This window comes from Proteiniclasticum sp., assembly GCF_032054185.1.
In the GTDB taxonomy this organism is placed as follows: Bacteria; Bacillota; Clostridia; order Clostridiales; family Clostridiaceae; genus Proteiniclasticum.
On record NZ_DAMBTF010000012.1, the window covers coordinates 48,238 to 65,508 of the forward strand.

Annotated in this window: 13 protein-coding genes; 11 read left to right on the forward strand and 2 right to left on the reverse strand. The window is 45.6% G+C overall.

Annotation, left to right across the window (positions count from 1 at the left end):
- Nucleotides 1–34: 34 nt before the first annotated feature.
- The 10 genes from RTX25_RS08440 (at nt 35) to RTX25_RS08485 (ending at nt 8,316) form a co-directional block, all read left to right on the forward strand.
- Nucleotides 35–967, forward strand: coding sequence for an ACP S-malonyltransferase (locus tag RTX25_RS08440; protein ID WP_312652685.1), 933 nt, complete (start codon nt 35–37; stop codon nt 965–967).
- Entirely contained in the window at nt 957–1,688 is a 732-nt protein-coding gene (gene fabG / locus RTX25_RS08445) for a 3-oxoacyl-[acyl-carrier-protein] reductase (protein WP_312652686.1), read from the forward strand. The genes RTX25_RS08440 and fabG overlap by 11 nt, the downstream gene beginning before the upstream one ends.
- Before the next feature lie 13 nt (nt 1,689–1,701).
- Nucleotides 1,702–2,928 carry a beta-ketoacyl-ACP synthase II gene (fabF, locus tag RTX25_RS08450; RefSeq protein WP_312652687.1) on the forward strand — a complete coding sequence of 409 codons (1,227 nt, stop codon included), beginning with the start codon at nt 1,702–1,704 and terminating at the stop codon, nt 2,926–2,928.
- On the forward strand, nt 2,928–3,413 hold the full coding sequence (gene accB / locus RTX25_RS08455) for an acetyl-CoA carboxylase biotin carboxyl carrier protein (RefSeq protein WP_312652688.1): 486 nt from the start codon (nt 2,928–2,930) through the stop codon (nt 3,411–3,413). Before fabF ends, accB begins: the two co-directional genes overlap by 1 nt.
- Nucleotides 3,410–3,832 (forward strand): 3-hydroxyacyl-ACP dehydratase FabZ, encoded by a 423-nt coding sequence (gene fabZ / locus RTX25_RS08460; protein ID WP_312652689.1) that lies wholly within the window; start codon nt 3,410–3,412, stop codon nt 3,830–3,832. The genes accB and fabZ overlap by 4 nt, the downstream gene beginning before the upstream one ends.
- Before the next feature lie 9 nt (nt 3,833–3,841).
- Nucleotides 3,842–5,176 carry an acetyl-CoA carboxylase biotin carboxylase subunit gene (gene accC / locus RTX25_RS08465; RefSeq protein WP_397428534.1) on the forward strand — a complete coding sequence of 445 codons (1,335 nt, stop codon included), beginning with the start codon at nt 3,842–3,844 and terminating at the stop codon, nt 5,174–5,176.
- A gap of 6 nt (nt 5,177–5,182) precedes the next feature.
- Nucleotides 5,183–6,049, forward strand: a complete 867-nt coding sequence (gene accD / locus RTX25_RS08470; protein WP_312652691.1) for an acetyl-CoA carboxylase, carboxyltransferase subunit beta — start codon at nt 5,183–5,185, stop codon at nt 6,047–6,049.
- Nucleotides 6,050–6,850 (forward strand): carboxyltransferase subunit alpha, encoded by an 801-nt coding sequence (gene accA, locus RTX25_RS08475; protein WP_312652692.1) that lies wholly within the window; start codon nt 6,050–6,052, stop codon nt 6,848–6,850.
- Nucleotides 6,851–6,997: 147 nt separating this feature from the next.
- Entirely contained in the window at nt 6,998–7,327 is a 330-nt protein-coding gene (locus RTX25_RS08480; RefSeq protein WP_397428535.1) for a PadR family transcriptional regulator, read from the forward strand.
- Nucleotides 7,328–7,329: 2 nt separating this feature from the next.
- Nucleotides 7,330–8,316 carry a permease prefix domain 1-containing protein gene (locus RTX25_RS08485; protein WP_312652693.1) on the forward strand — a complete coding sequence of 329 codons (987 nt, stop codon included), beginning with the start codon at nt 7,330–7,332 and terminating at the stop codon, nt 8,314–8,316.
- 101 nt (nt 8,317–8,417) lie between these two features.
- On the opposite strand, the gene RTX25_RS08490 is transcribed toward RTX25_RS08485, so the two are convergent.
- Together RTX25_RS08490 and RTX25_RS08495 are read right to left on the reverse strand one after the other, a co-directional pair.
- Nucleotides 8,418–10,064, reverse strand: a complete 1,647-nt coding sequence (locus RTX25_RS08490) for a M20/M25/M40 family metallo-hydrolase (RefSeq protein ID WP_312652694.1) — start codon at nt 10,062–10,064, stop codon at nt 8,418–8,420.
- Nucleotides 10,065–10,291: 227 nt separating this feature from the next.
- A complete protein-coding gene (locus RTX25_RS08495; protein WP_312652695.1) occupies nt 10,292–11,254 on the reverse strand; it encodes a DUF4349 domain-containing protein in 963 nt (320 codons plus the stop codon).
- Nucleotides 11,255–11,447: 193 nt separating this feature from the next.
- Between RTX25_RS08495 and RTX25_RS08500 the strand changes: the two genes are divergently transcribed.
- Nucleotides 11,448–17,228, forward strand: a complete 5,781-nt coding sequence (locus RTX25_RS08500) for a DUF4011 domain-containing protein (protein ID WP_312652696.1) — start codon at nt 11,448–11,450, stop codon at nt 17,226–17,228.
- Nucleotides 17,229–17,271: the final 43 nt, after the last annotated feature.

Here is a 17,271-nt window from a genome sequence, read left to right on the forward strand (position 1 = left end):
GGCAGCAGTGAATACTGCTGCCTATTAGAAGAAAATGAAAATAAATCTGCACTTTCCCGGGCAAGGTGCCCAGTTTAAAATCATGGGGCTAGATTTTTATGAAAAATTCAGCTCATACAGAATACTGATCGAAGAAGCGGGAATGATCTGCGGAACGGATCTTGTTTCAGTCCTCAATGAGGATGAAAAGCTCAGCGAAACTGAAAATGCTCAGCTTGCGATTTTCACCATGAGCTATGGCATCGCACAGCTTCTGCGTGAAGAAGGAATAACGGCAGACAATGTTCTTGGCCTTAGCCTGGGAGAATATGGAGCGCTTACCTATGCCGGTGTTATGGACAGACAGGACACCATGAGACTTCTAAAGAGAAGATCATACCTCATGCAGAAGGCGTCCATTGAGAACAGAGGTTTTCTTGCAGCGGTTTCCTTCATGCCAAGAGAGGCGGTGAAAGAATCGCTGAAAGGACTTGATGGTGTTACTATCTCAAACTGCAACGCGGAAAACCAGAACGTTATAGGCGGAAAGCTCGAACTTAAGGAAGAGTTCGAAAAGAGAATAAGAGAATACGGCGGAAAGAAAATCACTTTTCTTAATGTTTCCGGAGCCTTCCACACTGACCTTATGGAAAGTGCGGCGGTTAAATTCAAGGACTATCTTGATCTTTTCACATTCAACAGGCCGAAACTGCCTGTCCTGTCCAATCTCAAGGGAGACTTCTACAGCGAAGAGGACGACATTAGAGAGATTCTTATGCACCACATCCATAAGCCTGTCCTGCTCGATTCCTGCCTCTTTAAGCTTGAGAGCAGTGAACGTGACATTCATATCCTTTTGGGGCCAGGAAAGGCTCTAGGCTCCATTCTGAAACAGAATAAGATAAAAGGGCAGGTTTTTACAATCAATGATGTTGAGGAATTCAAAAAAACCGTCCAGGTGATAAAGGAGAATCAAAATGGAAAATAAGACCTGTATCATAACAGGAAGTTCAAGAGGAATCGGTGCAGCCTGTGCACTTTACTTTGCGGAAAGAGGCCATAACGTTGTGGTCAATTACAGCACAAAGGAGCCGGCTGAACTCATCGCAAAGCTTGAAGCTATGGAAGCGTCATTTATCTCCGTAAAAGGGGATGTATCGATTGAAGAGGATGCGGACCGGATCGTGAAGGAAACTCTAGAGGCTTTCGGTACTGTCGATGTGCTCATAAATAATGCAGGGATCACAAAAGACAATCTTATGCTGAGAATGAAAGCGGATGATTTCAGAAAAGTCATCGATGTCAATCTCATCGGAACTTTCAATATGACAAAAGCAGCAAGTGCAGTCATGATGAAAAAGAGAACAGGAAGCATCATCAACATCTCATCGGTGGTCGGTGTACGCGGAAATGCCGGACAGGCAAACTATGCGGCTTCAAAAGCAGGCATCATCGGTCTTACTAAGTCTGTAGCCAAAGAGCTGGCCAAGAGAAACGTCACCTGTAATGCCATCGCGCCGGGATTCATCGAGACAGACATGACAGATGTCCTGAGCGACAAAGTGAAGGAAAGAATCCTTATGGATATTCCTAAAGGAACACTTGGACAGACTGAAGATATCGCTCACCTTGCCTATTTCCTGGCAGGTGACAAAAGCCACTACATCACGGGCCAGGTCATTGCCGTTGATGGTGGGATGAGTATGTAAGGGGGATTCTTTTATGAATCGTGTAGTAGTTACGGGAATGGGTGTTGTATCACCTATAGGAAATGACATCAGAGAATTTACAGAAGGTCTGCGTTCTAAAAGATGCGGAATCGCACCGATAGAGTCTTTTGACGCTTCAGAGTTCAAGGCGAATCTTGCAGCTGAAGTCAGAGGAATCGATCTTTCCGAGGTCATCGGGAAAAAGGAAGCAAGAAGAATGGACAGGTTCACTCAGCTGGCTGTTGTTGCAGCAGAGGAAGCGGTGAAAGATTCAGGATTTATGGGGGTTTATGACCCGTTTGATGTCAGTGTGCTGATCACATCAGGGATAGGCGGACTGCATACCATGGAAGAAAACATGGAGAAGTATCTGGAAAAGGGACCAGGTCGTGTATCACCGTTCTTTATTCCCATGAATATCGTCAATATGGCCGCAGGAGAGATCTCCATGAGATTCAACGCCATGGGATCCTCCTATGCACCGGTGAGCGCATGCGCTTCAGGTACACACTCCATTGGAGAGGGCTTCAGAGCAATCAAGCACGGCTATGCCAAAGCCGCTATCGTAGGGGGTACTGAAGGATCGATTTCACCCATGGCCATTGCAGGATTCTCCAATATGAAGGCGCTCAACGAGACGGATGATGTGCTCAAGGCTTCAATTCCCTTTGATCAGGACAGAGCAGGGTTCATCATGGGGGAAGGTGCAGGCGTGCTGATACTTGAAAGCCTGGATGGCGCTCTATTAAGAGGTGCAACGATCTACGGCGAAGTTGTGGGCTATGGCTCGACGTCTGACGCCTACCACATCACTGCACCTCATCCTGAAGCCAAGGGTGCGCAGATGGCTATGAAAAAGGCACTTGAAGAAGCAGAGATTACACCCGATCAGGTAGGATACATCAATGCCCATGGAACCAGCACCCCGATGAACGACCGACTGGAGTCCATGGCCATCGTGAGTCTCTTTGGAAAAGAGGTACCTGTGTCTTCCACAAAATCCATGACAGGACATCTTCTGGGTGCCGCAGGCGCTGTTGAGTCCATCGTTTCTCTTCTCAGTATGAGAGAAGGCTATCTGCCACCTACAGTCAATACAGTAAACATCGATCCTGAGATCGAAGCGAACATCATCATCGGAGAAGGGCTCTTGGCTAATGCGTCCTATGTACTGTCCAATTCATTAGGATTCGGCGGTCACAACGCAACGCTGCTCTTTAAGAAATGGGAGGGTAAATAATGGAACTAAGTGATATACTTCTGCTTCTTGAAAAATTTGAAGTCTCAGATCTTTCTTCACTGAAAGTAAGGCTGAAGGGTGACGAGTTTGAAGCGGCAAGAAATGACGGCTCAGAGATTTCTTTGACTAAACCTTCCATTCAGAGGATAAAAGAGGATTCGGATAAGACCATGCAGGAAAAGAAGAGAAAAGAAGAGACTGCAGAAGTGAAGACAGAGATGGAGCCTGACAGAGAAAACTTGACTGAGGTGACATCACCTATTGTGGGGACGTTCTACAGCAGACCATCTGAGAAGGATGAAACGTTTGTGAAGCTCGGACAGAAAGTGAAGAAGGGTGATGTGCTCTGTATTCTTGAAGCCATGAAAATCATGAATGAAATCAGGAGCCCACATAGCGGAACCATAACGAAGGTTCTTCTTGAAGACGGTGACATGGCAGATTACGGGAAGGTGCTGTTCCTGATAGAGGAGGAGAACGGATGATCGATATCAATGGAATCATGAAAGTGCTGCCTCATAGACCGCCGTTTCTTCTCATCGACAGGATCCTCGAAGTGGAACCTGGCGTAAGCTGTACGGCACTTAAGAATGTGACCTACAACGAAGAGTTCTTTAAAGGTCATTATCCCGAGTATCCGGTCATGCCCGGTGTACTCATCGTGGAAGCTCTTGCACAGACTGGTGCCTATGGCATCCTCACTTTAGAGGCAAATAAGGACAAGACACCGTTTTTCGGTGGACTGAATAATGTGAAGTTCAGAAAACAGGTTGTACCTGGAGATACATTAAGACTGGAAGTGACCATAGACAGACTGAAAAGTTCATATGGCAAAGGTAAGGGAAAAGCTTACGTGGACGGGGTACTCGTCTGCGAGGCGGAATTAATATTCATGTTAGGATAGGTGGTCAGATTGAAGATACTCATAGCCAATAGAGGAGAAATCGCTTTAAGGATTCTTAGAGCGGCTCATGAACTGAATATCGAGACGGTGGCGGTCTATTCCATGGCGGATAAGGATGCGCTGCATGTCAAACTTGCAGATGAGGCTTACTGTATCGGGAAGAATTTTTCCAAAGACAGCTATCTCAATATGGAAAATATCATCAGCGCTGCAGTGCTCTCAGAGGTAAGTCTCATCCATCCTGGATATGGCTTTCTTTCTGAAAATCCGCTGTTCAGAAGACTTCTTAGAGAATGCAATATCGGATTTGTAGGACCCAGCGAGGAAACCATGGAATGCATGGGAGACAAAGCCATGGCGAAAGACATGGCGAAAAAGGCAGGGGTTCCGGTTGTGCCGGGATCAGACGGAGAAGTGGATACCTATGAGGACGCGCTCATTTCAGCAAGAGAAATCGGCTATCCGATACTCGTAAAAGCCTCCTCTGGTGGTGGCGGAAAAGGAATCAGAATCGTTGAGAGGGAAGAGGAGCTGAAGAGTGCTTTTTCCGGTGCAAAGAATGAAGCCCTGGCAAACTTTGGAGAAGATGGTGTCTATCTTGAGAAATATCTTCAGGAACCCAGACACATCGAATTCCAGATTCTTCGCGACAGTTTCGGAAATACCGTGCATCTTGGGGAACGAGACTGCTCACTTCAGAGAAGAAAGCAGAAAGTCCTTGAAGAGTCTCCATCACCAAGTCTATCAGATGATTTGAGAAAAAGAATGGGCAGCTGCGCAGTGGCTCTTGCTGAAGCCTCGGACTATCTCGGTGCGGGAACCATCGAGTTTCTTATGGACAGTGACGGTCATTTCTATTTCATGGAAATGAATACGAGAATACAGGTGGAACATCCCGTAACCGAAATGGTTACAGGAGTTGATCTCATCAAAGAACAGATCAGAATCGCACTAGGCGAAAAGCTCTCCTTCACCGAAGAGGAGATCTCGTTTTCCGGTCATGCCATTGAATGCAGAATCAATGCGGAAGATCCCGACAATGGGTTTGCACCATCTCCGGGAACAATCGATTTTCTTCACTTTCCTTCAGGAAACGGTGTCAGAGTCGACAGCGGATGCTATAACGGATCTGCCATCCTTCCCTATTACGATGCCATGGTGGCAAAAATCATCGTACATGGAAAAAACAGGAATGAGGCCATTCTGAAAATGAGAAGCGCACTATATGAGCTGACCATTCAGGGCATCATCACCAACCAGTCTTACCAGGAAGAGATACTCAGTCATCCGTTTTTTGAAACCGGAAACTATCATACACTGACCTTGGACCGATTTAGGGGGTAAAAGAAATTGGCGATATTCAAGAAAAAAAGAAATTATTTTACCCTTCATACCCATGCTGTGGTCACGGAAGAAAAAGCAGACAGAAAACCTTCTGTTCCTGAGGGCATGTGGCATAAGTGCAGGGGCTGCGAAAAGCTGGTTCTTAAAGAGGATCTGAAGAAAAACAGTCTCATCTGTCCCAAGTGCGGTACCTACGAACGGATGGGCGCCTGGGAAAGAATAGAACTCATTACGGATGAAGCCACTTTTCGTGAAATCAACGGAAATATCGTAGGCATAAATCCTCTGGATTTTCCCGATTACGAATCGAAAATACAGAAAGTGCAGAAAGCGACAGGGCTGAAAGAAGGGGTCATTACGGGGTACGCCACCATCGGGGGGATCAAGGCGGCTCTTGGGGTCATGGACTCAAATTTCATCATGGGCAGTATGGGGGCAGCCATCGGTGAAAAGATCGCATCTCTTGCTGAGTTTGCAGAGTTCCATAGTCTTCCGCTCATCATTTTCTCCGCCTCAGGTGGAGCGCGGATGCAGGAAGGGATTGTTTCTCTCATGCAGATGAGCAAGGCATCCTTTGCCGTCAAAAAACATTCCGATAAAGGTCTTCTCTATATCTCTGTTCCAACAGATCCGACAACAGGAGGGGTGACCGCATCCTTTGCCATGCTTGGGGACATCATCATTTCAGAACCAAAAGCACTGATCGGTTTCGCTGGGAGACGTGTGATTGAGGGAACCATAAGAAAAAAACTGCCCGAGGATTTCCAGAGCGCAGAGTTTCTCATGCAGCACGGGTTTCTTGATGCTGTAGTTAAAAGAAAAGAGATGAAATCTTATCTTCATAAGCTTCTTCTCTTGCATGGAGGTAGATAGATGAGTGCATGGGACAGAGTGTTAAAAGCAAGAGACAAGGACAGACCGCTTCCATTGGATTACATAGCCGCTCTTTTTACAGACTTCACTGAGTTCAAAGGCGACAGGCTTTACGGAGATGATCAGGCAGTTGTTTCGGGTCTTGCCTTCTATAAAGGGAGAGCTGTAACGGTCATTGCCATTACAAGAGGAAGAGATATCGAAGAGAACATTGTAAGGAACTTCGGCAGTCCGAATCCTGAAGGGTACAGAAAAGCCCTGAGAATGATGAAAGCTTCCGAGAAGTTCAGAAGACCGGTGATTATGCTCATTGATACAAAAGGAGCCGGATGCGCTGTGGAAGCGGAAGAAAGAGGGCAGGGAGAAGCCATAGCGAGGTGTCTCTATGAAAGTGCAACCCTTAAAGTGCCCATGATCTCCTTCATTACAGGTGAAGGCGGCAGCGGAGGCGCACTGGCTCTCGCCTCTACGGATGAAGTCTATATGCTGGAGAATGCGGTGTACTCCATACTGTCTCCTGAAGGATTTTCATCCATACTCTATAAGGATTCAAAAAGAGCGAAGGAAGCAAGCGAAATCATGAAAATCACCTCAGACGATCTTCTGGATCTGGGCATCATTGAAGGCATTGTAAAAGAATATGATGACATCAATGAAAACTTTCTGAAAGTGTATGAAGACATGAACAGAATCCTCACTGATTTTATGGAGAATACCGGAAAGCTTGAGATTGAAGAACTGCTGGAAAGACGGTATCAGCGCTTCAGGGCTTTCGGAAAAGTCATGTGGCAGCCGGAATAAACGAAATACAACCATGAGACAGAGAGAATGTGAAACACACATTTTTTTCTGTCTCATTTTATTTTTTGAAAGTACTTGACCTGTCGTACTACATCTGATAGAGTAAAAGTACTACATCAGATGAAATACTTTTAAGGAGGGATCGCATTGATCAGTTCGGATGTCCTAAGAGGATACAACGATACCATGATTCTCTATCTTCTGCTCAAGGAGCCGTCCTACGGTTATGAGCTGGCAAAGAAGATCAAAGAGAACAGCGACGGACAGTATATCATGAAAGAAACCACACTTTATTCCATATTCACAAGGCTCGAAAAGAACGGTTATGTCACTTCATTTTTCGGAAGCGAGACCAGCGGTAAAAGGCGGACTTATTATGAGATTACACCACTTGGAAAAGAATATTATCATGAAAAATGTGAGGAATGGGATCTGACCAAGGAAGTTATTGAGAAATTCATAGAAAGGGGACAATAATAATGGAAACCATCAAAATCTATCTGGAAAATATGTTTATGACTCTACCCCGAAGCAAGGAGGTTCTTCGAGCAAAGGAAGAGCTTCAGAACATGATGGAAGACAAGTACATCGAGCTTAAGAATGAAGGAAGAACCGAGAATGAAGCCGTGGGTATTGTCATTTCGGATTTCGGGAATCTGAATGAGGTGGCCGAAGAACTGGGTCTATCGGAAGCTTTAAGAGAAGCGGAAATCCGTCCTGACAGAAAAGTGATCAGCGTCGACACCGCAAAGGATTTCATCGAAAACAGAATAACCGCATCCTATAAAGTAGGTATCGGTGTTTTACTGGCTATCTGGTCGCCGATTGTTCTCATCATTCTGTCCACCACTGAGAACGAAGAAATATTGGGTATCTATAATGGCGGTCTTGCCATAGGACTTATGATTCTTTTCTCCATGGTTGCGGTAGCAGTCGGACTATTCATCATGAGCGGTGTACAGTTCGGAAGATACGATCTGGACAAGAACGGCGAATTTATTCTGGATTACCAGACACAGAGTTTTGTGAAAACCGAAGAGGAGCGTAATCGTATGATCATGGCCACAAAGGTGACCATAGGTGTTGTACTTTGTATCCTCAGTGTAGTTCCGCTCATCATATTCGGCGTACTGGAAGTTCGGGAGAACATCCTCATTATGGGTGTCGGGGCTATGCTCCTTATTGTCGGTGTTGCAGTCTTTCTGTTCATCACCGCCGGTGTGAAGTACTCCTCATTTGAAATTCTCCTGAAAAAGGGTGACTATTCGGATGAGGCAAGAATTAAAAGCCGAAAAGCGGAAGTCATCGGAAATGTCTACTGGCCGATCATCGTACTCATCTATCTCTACTGGAGCTTTACCACAGCCAACTGGGGCTTCACATGGATCATCTGGCCTCTTGCAGGACTTCTGTTTGCTGCAGTCGTAGGTATTGCATCTCTTATTGACAAAAACAGGAACCGATAAGAACAGAACTTGTCTGATTGATTCGGATCTGTTCTGTCTTAAAAAAACCGGATGAATGAGAAGAGACATAAATCCCATGTGAGATTTATGTCTCTTTAAGTTTATTGCTGTTCGCTTCTCAGCATGCCAAGGACCGTCTTAAGGACTAGATCGGGAAGGGTATAGAAAGAATAATCGACTTCGATTCTTTCTGTATACTGATGGGCATCAAAACCGTATGGCCCGATGTTTGTTACAGGAAGATCAAGTTCTCTGATCTCTTCCAGAGGAAGGATATAGGCTGTGCCGAAGCCCGGCATGTTGCGCTTGAGGGATTCTACAGACTCTTCTTCAGGAAGAGAGAAGTAGCTGAGATCCGAGATATACGGATAGAACTTTCTTGCCTTTATGGGATGGACATCTCTTTCCACAGCAAGATCATCCAGAATTTTTAGAAGCCGGACTTCCTCAGGCGTTTTTCCGGTTACCGCCATATGTGGATAATAGGGAGGTGAGAAGTAGAGGATCATCATAGGGTCTTTTTCTCCCCAGAGGGTATGAAGCTTTCTGACCAGATGAAGAGAAATTTCTCTTTCATCGGTTACACCGCTTTTCATGATCTTCCTGGCTTCATCATCAAGTAGGCTTTTTAGCATCGGTTCAGTTTTAAGTACTGCATCGTAGACCTCATCATAGGTATAGACTGAAGACCTCCAGGGCAGCTGCTTGTGGGGAAGATTCATTTTCTTCGTGAAGGTGAGGTATTCTAGATTGAGCTTTCTTATGACCTCTTCGAAGGATTCTTCAGCAACTTTTTTGAGCTTCTTAAGGACCACATCAGGTGTGCTGATATGGGTGGAGAAATTGAAATAGACACTGGTTTCCCGGTTTGTCTGAACCGAGTATTCCGGTTTTAAGTCTTTGAGTCTGAGGGTTACAGGAGGTACTGTGGTTTCCCCCATATATTCGTCGGACAGGTCTACACTGAGATTGATCTTTTCCACAAGCTTAGCTGCCAGTTCATTTGAATCCAGCCCTCCGAATGGGTCTCCAACATGAGTCTCCTTACCCACAACAAGAAAGCTCGGCATAAGCTTTCCGACCGTTCCGGCATAGAGATAACGGTTAGGGTCAAGAAGCGTTCTTATGGAAGTATAGTCTGTATCAAGAGCGATCTGATAATTAAAGCTATGCTGCTTTTTGATCCTGACAAGTTCAGGCACACAGGAAAGCATTCCTTTGGAATTTCCTTCTTCATCGGTCACAAACGCCACCACAAGGTTTCCGGAGAAATTCTCAGGATCTTCTGCTGCTTTCTCCAGAAGATTGATGATTACAGATACGCCTGATTTCATATCCAGTACGCCTCTACCGAAGAGGTAGTTGCCTGAAGTGAGGTCTTCTCTGACATGAGCAGGCAGATTCAGCTCACTCAGTCTTTCAATCAGTACATGAGGGTCTGTCGCATACTCCTCAAGAGCGCCATAATCCGAAGTGCCTACCGTATCGATGTGTCCGATGAGCACACAGGCTTTGTTATTACTTTCTTTCTGCCCCTTCAGAATCGCCATGAGAGATTTTCGGCCTAAAGGATCATTGACATTGTCCACGTAGAAGAGATGCTCCGGGTTAGCCTTATAGTAGGGCAGATGAGATAGAATCTCATGGATTCTCATGCTTACATCGGATTCCTCTTTTGTGCCTACAACACTTCTGATGCGTACAAGATCAAGGGTCAGTTCTTTGATTCGATCACCGCTTAATTTCATTTTATTACCACCATTTCAACTAGATTTAAACTTCTTATTCATTCAGTTTCTATTCCCATTCTAAGGCATCTTCCTGAAGTTATCTAGAAGGAATGAAAAAACAGAAGCAATTGAAGACAAAAAAGAGAAGCAGAACCAGGTTCTGCCTCAAGAAATAATAGAGGTATTGAAAAAAAGGAACTGTACACAAGCGGGTATCATACTCATCTCCAGAACGGAATGAACAATCAGATGTCCTTATGCTCGTCGGTCTGTGACTTTCCGGATGGACCCGGTCTTACATCATTTCTTCTCTTCTTTATGATTTTATTGCCTGCTGTTGCCAGAGCACCGAATACAACAAGGAACGGGATCAGATAGATGAGCACGATGAAGAAGGTGATCATGGCTTCCTGGAAGAAGTAGACAGATTCGCTGAGCGCTTTGCTCAGTCTTTCACCGAAGGAAGCCTGAATGCTTTCGCCTTCAGTCAGCTTTGAAACTTCCTGAATATAGGACGTCACTGTGCTGTAGTTTATGGACTCATCCAGATACTGTAGCTCTCCCTTAATGGATTCGATCTGGTAGATGATGTCGTTAAGTTTGGATTCTATGTTTATGATGTCTTCAATTCGCTCTGCCTGCTCATAAAGCTCATTCAGTCTCTTTCTCTGGGCTTCAAGAGTGTCAAGCCTTGTTTCGATGTCTCTGTAGTACTTGGAAACATTCTGGACATTGGCATTTTCCGATACAAGATGGGCCATGAGCTTAAGCTCTGCATTGAAGGCCATGACCTCTTCCTTTGGAATACGCAGGGTATGTCTTGCAAATTTGTAGATTCTGCCTTCGTTTGAAGCCTGGTTGTAGACCTCCGAATACTCTACATAGCCCTTGTATTTCGATACAAGTGCTTCAAGATCGGAAACTGTCTTCATGAACTCCAGTGTTTCAAAGTTCATGGAGTAGGTACCGATGATCTTGTCACCTATACCGCCGCCGTCCTCATCTCTTCCACCGAAATCTTCTCCAGGTACCAAAGGTTCCTCAGCCGGTGCTTCAGCTGGATAGCCGGGTGCATACTCTGCGGTGTCATTTGTGATCTTTCCGAGCATGCCGGGATTACCGCCTAGAAGGGTGAAGATGAATACCCCGACGAAGGTAAGGAGTAGAACTGATCCTATGCCCATGAATATTTTCTTTCTGCTTTTCATACGGATTCCCCCCTATGGAAGGATAACCTTGGCTTACTGCAGCCCAAGTACCCTTTCTATTAAGGTCATTGTATATGCTTTTATCTCTAAAGTAATGACAAAATGATGCCAAAACTATGTGAAGAAAGAAAATTCTACAAAATATTCCGATAATGTACTAGAATGGGAGTAGTAGTTACTTTAGGAGGCATGTATGGAGAATTTGCACAGACTTGTGGTGAATATGGATTATTCCGATACGCTGAATTATGCCATGGTACTTAACGGCATTCCTTTCATCAGAAAGATCACCCTGAAAAACGATTCAGATGTGGAGATGAGAAATCTTAAGCTCTTAATTGCCTTTCCCGAAGGGATGGCTGAGGACTTTGCACGGTCTTTCGATCTTCTGCCTTCCGGCATTGAAGTAGACCTTGGCAGAATTCCCGTGGAAATCAGCCCGGATTATCTCTTTAACCTGACTGAAGCCATATCGGTCCAGATGAAAGTGACCATTGAGGCGGATACTATGGATAAGCTTGTGCTTCTGAAAGATGTTTCCGTGCTCAGCTACAATGAATGGCAGGGTATGGACTCCATGCCTGAAGTTCTGAGCGCATTTGTCACGCCGAATCATCCTTCCGTGGACAGCATCATCATTGAGGCTTCCCATATACTGAAGGAATCGGGAAAAGATCCTTCCTTCGAAGGGTACCAGAAGGGAGACATCAACCGGGTGAGGGAACAGGTCCATGCACTCTATACTGCACTGAAAAATCGGATGATCACGTACATCGGGCCACCGGCATCATTTGTTGAAGGTGGACAGAGAATAAGGCTTTCCAGTGAGGTTCTGGAGAAGAGGATGGGTACCTGCCTTGACCTCACGCTTCTCTTTGCTTCATGCCTTGAGGCGGTCTCCCTGCATCCTCTGGTCATCCTGATAAAAGGACACTCCTTCCTCGGATTCTGGCAGGAGGAGGAATTCTTCCAGGATACGGTGGAATATGACCTGTCCTCACTGACCAAGAGAACAGCCGAGGGAATGAATATCATAGGACTTCTTGAAACTACGGACATAAGGCTTGGCGTGGATGCATCGTTTTCTGACTCGGAAAGAAATGCTGCCGCGCATTTCAGCCATGAAGAGGATTTTGTCATGGCCATCGACATCAGACGAGCAAGGGTCGGTGGCATCAGGCCACTTCCCGAAAGGCTTCTAGTGGATGGAAACTATATCAGAAAAGCTGAAAAGGGACTTGAGGAAAGGATAGAGCAACTTCCTGAACTGAAGGAAATCATAAAGACAGTTCCGGAGAATGAAGATAAGAAGGGTGATCGTAAAACGCACTGGGAAAGAAAACTTCTGGATCTCAGCCTGAGAAACAATCTGCTGAACTATGTTCCAGGTAGAAAAGGCATTCAACTTCTTGTCAGAAACAGCCGCGAGCTTGAAGACGGCATCTATGATGGGAGAGAATACCTGATTCTACCGGAAATCACCGATCATCATAAGAAACAAGCCGAAGAGAATCTCAGTCCCTCAGACTATCTCCTGAAATATGATGAACTCATCGAAGGAGAATTTGAGCAGAAAAAGCTGAGAACTCTTCTGGATGTGGAAAACCTTGCAAAGAAGCTCACAAAGTTGTACAGAGATTCAAGGCTTCATATCGAAGAGTCAGGTGCAAACAGCCTGTTCCTTGCTGTAGGACTTCTGAAGTGGTACGAGAACACCAGAACAACAAAGGAAAGATATGCTCCACTTCTTCTCGTTCCTGTGGAAATGAAGAAAAAAGTCGGCAGAAACGCCTACTCCATTTCAGGTAGGGACGAGGATACTTTGGTCAATGTGACACTTTTTGAGAAGCTGAAACAGGATTTCGGAATTGAAGTGAAAGGTCTTTCTGAGGTACCGGTTGACGAAAAAGGTGTGGATGTGGTCAAGGTCATGAGTATAGTAAGAAATGCCGTGCTCGGACAGAAAAGATGGGATGTTGTTGACGATGTACACCTTGGCATCTTCTCCTTCTCCAAATTCATCATGTGGAATGACATCAGAAATCATGGTGAAGAACTGAAAAGAAATAAAGTCATCGCTTCTCTTATGGATGGTAAGCTGGCTTTTGATGCGGAACAGATCGTGCTAAATGTTGTCAGTCTTGATGAGACCATCGCACCTTATGAGATTCTTCTTCCTGTCAGTACAGACTCAAGCCAGCTCCAGGCAGTAGATGCTGCAGTCAAAGGACGGTCCTTCGTCCTGCATGGACCGCCAGGAACCGGCAAATCTCAGACCATTACAACCATCATCGCCAATGCTCTTTATCAGGGCAAAAGGGTGCTCTTTGTGGCCGAAAAAATGGCTGCGCTCTCTGTTGTCCAGAGAAGACTTGAGGGGCTGGGTCTCGGGCACTTCTCTCTGGAAGTGCATTCGAACAAGAGCAGGAAAACACAGGTGCTGAAGAAACTGGAAGAAACCACAAAACTTGCCTCTTCCGGGAAACCTGATTTTACAAGTGAAGCGGAAAGGCTGAAGACACTGAGAAATGAACTGAATGACATTGTAAAGTCTCTATACAGGACCTATACATCAGGCTTCAGCGCATATGATCTTATGGGCAGACTTGAATCGCTCACCCATGCCAGGGAAATCGAGGATCTTGATATCGACTATGAAAAACTGACAAAGGAAGATATGGATAAGCTTTTTCTCATGGGAAGAGAACTGGGTTCCATTTCAGCTGTCATGGGTGAGTATGCTGATGCTCCGCTTAAAGGCATCGGCATCATGGAATACACCTTCGATCTCAAAAGTCAGGTGGAGAAAGAAATCATCGGTGTGAAAGAAAAGGCGGCTATCCTTGCAGAAGTGATGAGTGATGCTGCAGACATGGTGAAAATTCAGGCACCTGAAGAGAAAAATCAGCTGGACAGTCTATATATGATTCTTCATCAGGTGATGACCGATGATTTTCCGCGAAACCTTCTCCTTGACTATGAGGAGGGAAGAATCAAGGAACTTAAAGACATCACCGACCTTATGGCCCGAAAAAATGAAGTGGAAAATAAGCTGCTTCTATCCTTTGAACCGGCACTATTTCTTCTTAATGAAAACGCGCTCAGGGATCAGTTCCTGCAGGCAGAAGAGAAGTTCTTCCTTCTGAGGGGAATGGCAAAGAAGAAGGTCTTGAGAATTCTCTCTCTCCATAAGAAGGGGAGTGAAGTGCTGGAAGAGGATGTGCTTCCTCTTCTGACTGATCTGTCTTCGAAGAAGGAGCTTGAAAGGGAAATAGAAGAAGAGACGCGGAAATCGCCGGAGCTCAAGATGGTGCTTGAGGAAAGTGCAAAAGACCATCACGAGGTGACACTCAGCACGCTCATTAAGGAAAAGGAGAATATGAAGGCGCTTTTTGAAGCTTTCCCACCAGATGACCGGTTCGTCCTGAAACAACACCTGGAAGATAAGGGAGCAGATAATTTCAAGGCGTTCTTGAAAGCTTACGAGGCATTCGGACCTCAGTATGATGCACTTAAAGACAGACTGAATCTGCATGTTGACATGCTACCGGAACTAGAAGGCAACTGGGCTTATCGGCTCCAGGACAGACTGAGTACCTACCTGAACAATCTGGATGATCTGAGAGAATGGATCAGCTACAACAGACTCGTCACAAGAGCGAAGGAGAACCATCTCAGACCGATGATCAGAGCCTTTGAAAGTGGCGCTCTGTCCGGGAAGGATGCTGAAGATGCGGTAAGAAAGAGCATCTATAAAGGTGCATTTCTATATATTCTTCAGCATGAAAAGTCACTGGAAGAAGTCACCGGAAGAGCCTATCAGGATAAAATCGCATATTTCAGAGAAGTCACTGCACGTTATGAGGAACTTGCAAAACTTGAGATCCAGAACAGACTCGCTTCAAGGATTCCCGATATGATGAAGGAAGCGAATGGTTCCTCGGAAGTGGGCATACTCCAAAGGGCAATCAGAAGCGGTGGAAGAGGCATGACCCTTAGAACACTGTTTGAGAGGCTGCCCAATCTGCTGCCAAGAATCACACCCTGTATGCTCATGAGCCCGCTGTCTGTAGCTCAGTATCTCGGAACGTCAAAGGAGTACTTTGACCTTGTCATCTTCGATGAGGCTTCTCAGATGCCTACAGCCGAATCAGTAGGCGCCATGGCAAGAGGCAGGGAAGTTGTCATCGTAGGAGATCCGAAACAGCTGCCGCCCACAACATTCTTCAGCACTTCAGGGAAAAATGAGGAAGAGGAAGACGGTACAGCTGAAGATCTGGACAATATTCTTGAAGATGCCCTTGCTCTGTCAATGCCGGAGACATCACTTCTCTGGCACTACAGAAGCAGACACGAAAGCCTCATTGCATACAGCAACAGAACCTACTACGAGAACAATCTTTATACGTATCCGTCACCTCAGGAGCTGAAGTCGAAGGTCTCATACGAGTATGTGGAAGCGACTTACGGACGAGGCGGAACCAGAGCGAATAAAAAAGAGGCAGAAGCTGTCGTTCATGAAATCATGGAAAGACTGAAAGATGAGAAAAGGATGAACGATTCCATCGGTGTAGTCACCTTCAGCATGGCCCAGAAGGATATGATTGAGGATACTCTACAGGAAGCCCTCAGCGCATATCCGGAAATAGAAGAGAAGATCATGAATATGGAGGAACCGGTATTTGTCAAAAATCTGGAGAATGTTCAGGGAGACGAAAGAGACGTGATTCTGTTCAGTATCGGATACGGACCAGATGAGGAAGGAAAGATCACCCTCAATTTCGGCCCGCTTAACCGGGAAAACGGCTGGAAGAGACTGAATGTTGCCATCACAAGATCGAAGAAGGAAATGAAGATCTTCACCAGCATAAAGCCTGAGCATATGGATACATCGAAAACTTCATCTCAGGGCATCCACGATCTTAAAGGATTCCTGGAATATGCAAGACGAGGATCACTTCCTGTGGACCTTGAAGAAGTGAGATCCATGACAGATAAAAATACACTCTCTGATGCCATCAGGAAAGAGCTCGAAGCCTCGGGGCTAAAAGCAGATACCCGTGTAGGCGCTTCCAAGTACAAAGTGGACCTTGCAGTCGTCGATGAACGGAATCCTTCGGAATATCTTCTTGGCATACTCTGCCACGGTGAATCCTACCGCAACGCTAGAAGCGCAAGGGACCGGGATATCCTTCAGGAATCTGTACTTAAGGGTCTCGGGTGGAAGATCCTTCATGTCTATCCCATGGACTGGATGGAAAACAGAGAAAAGGAAATGGACAGGATCCTCGGGAAAGTGAGAAGCCTTTTAAGCGGAAATCCGGGAGAAGAGAAAATTTTACCGGAACCTGGCCTGAAAATCGGAAACCTTGTGAGTAAGAGCGACCCGGAGTTACATTTGGAAACTGCAGAAAAGGGTCTGGCGAGAATTTACGAGGAAGCGAAGTTTCGAGTGAAGTCCCTCAGCAGCGAAGAATTCAGAATGCCAAAAAATACCAGAGACATCAAAGATGCACTGGTGAGGATCATCGAAGAGGAGTCGCCCATAAGCCTTGATCTGCTCTATCATCAGACGCTGAAGGCCTTCGGAACAAGAGCCACAGCGAAGAGCATCGAGAGAATCGATAATATCCTCTCGGACATGGGTTATACCATCACCGATGAGGACGGGAAGTTCTTTATTTATGGCGATGAGCCGGAACGTGCAGTCACATTTTACAGATATCCGTCAAAAGAATGCAAAAGAGAAGGCTCCGATATTCCATTCAGTGAGATCAGACTGGCAATAAAGGATGTGGTCATGAGACAGGTCTCGCTGCCGAAGGAAATGCTTATCTCTGAAGTTCAGAAAATCTTCGGGTATGCCCGCGGAAACGAAGAGCTTTCTAAAAGGATTGAAAGTGTTCTTGGACAGGGGAAAATTGAAGGAATCATCAAGGATGAAACCGGAAACTACACAGCAGTTCAGTCATAAATGAAATTAAAGAGAGCACAGCATGTGAAACTGCTTCACATGC

Bases quoted from the DNA above. Each gene is read 5' to 3' on its own strand.
- RTX25_RS08440 (WP_312652685.1), top strand. From the start codon at position 35: ATGAAAATAAATCTGCACTTTCCCGGGCAAGGTGCCCAGTTTAAAATC.
- fabG (WP_312652686.1), top strand. From the start codon at position 957: ATGGAAAATAAGACCTGTATCATAACAGGAAGTTCAAGAGGAATCGGT.
- fabF (WP_312652687.1), top strand. From the start codon at position 1,702: ATGAATCGTGTAGTAGTTACGGGAATGGGTGTTGTATCACCTATAGGA.
- accB (WP_312652688.1), top strand. From the start codon at position 2,928: ATGGAACTAAGTGATATACTTCTGCTTCTTGAAAAATTTGAAGTCTCA.
- fabZ (WP_312652689.1), top strand. From the start codon at position 3,410: ATGATCGATATCAATGGAATCATGAAAGTGCTGCCTCATAGACCGCCG.
- accA (WP_312652692.1), top strand. From the start codon at position 6,050: ATGAGTGCATGGGACAGAGTGTTAAAAGCAAGAGACAAGGACAGACCG.
- RTX25_RS08485 (WP_312652693.1), top strand. From the start codon at position 7,330: ATGGAAACCATCAAAATCTATCTGGAAAATATGTTTATGACTCTACCC.
- RTX25_RS08490 (WP_312652694.1), bottom strand. From the start codon at position 10,064: ATGAAATTAAGCGGTGATCGAATCAAAGAACTGACCCTTGATCTTGTA.
- RTX25_RS08495 (WP_312652695.1), bottom strand. From the start codon at position 11,254: ATGAAAAGCAGAAAGAAAATATTCATGGGCATAGGATCAGTTCTACTC.
- RTX25_RS08500 (WP_312652696.1), top strand. From the start codon at position 11,448: ATGGAGAATTTGCACAGACTTGTGGTGAATATGGATTATTCCGATACG.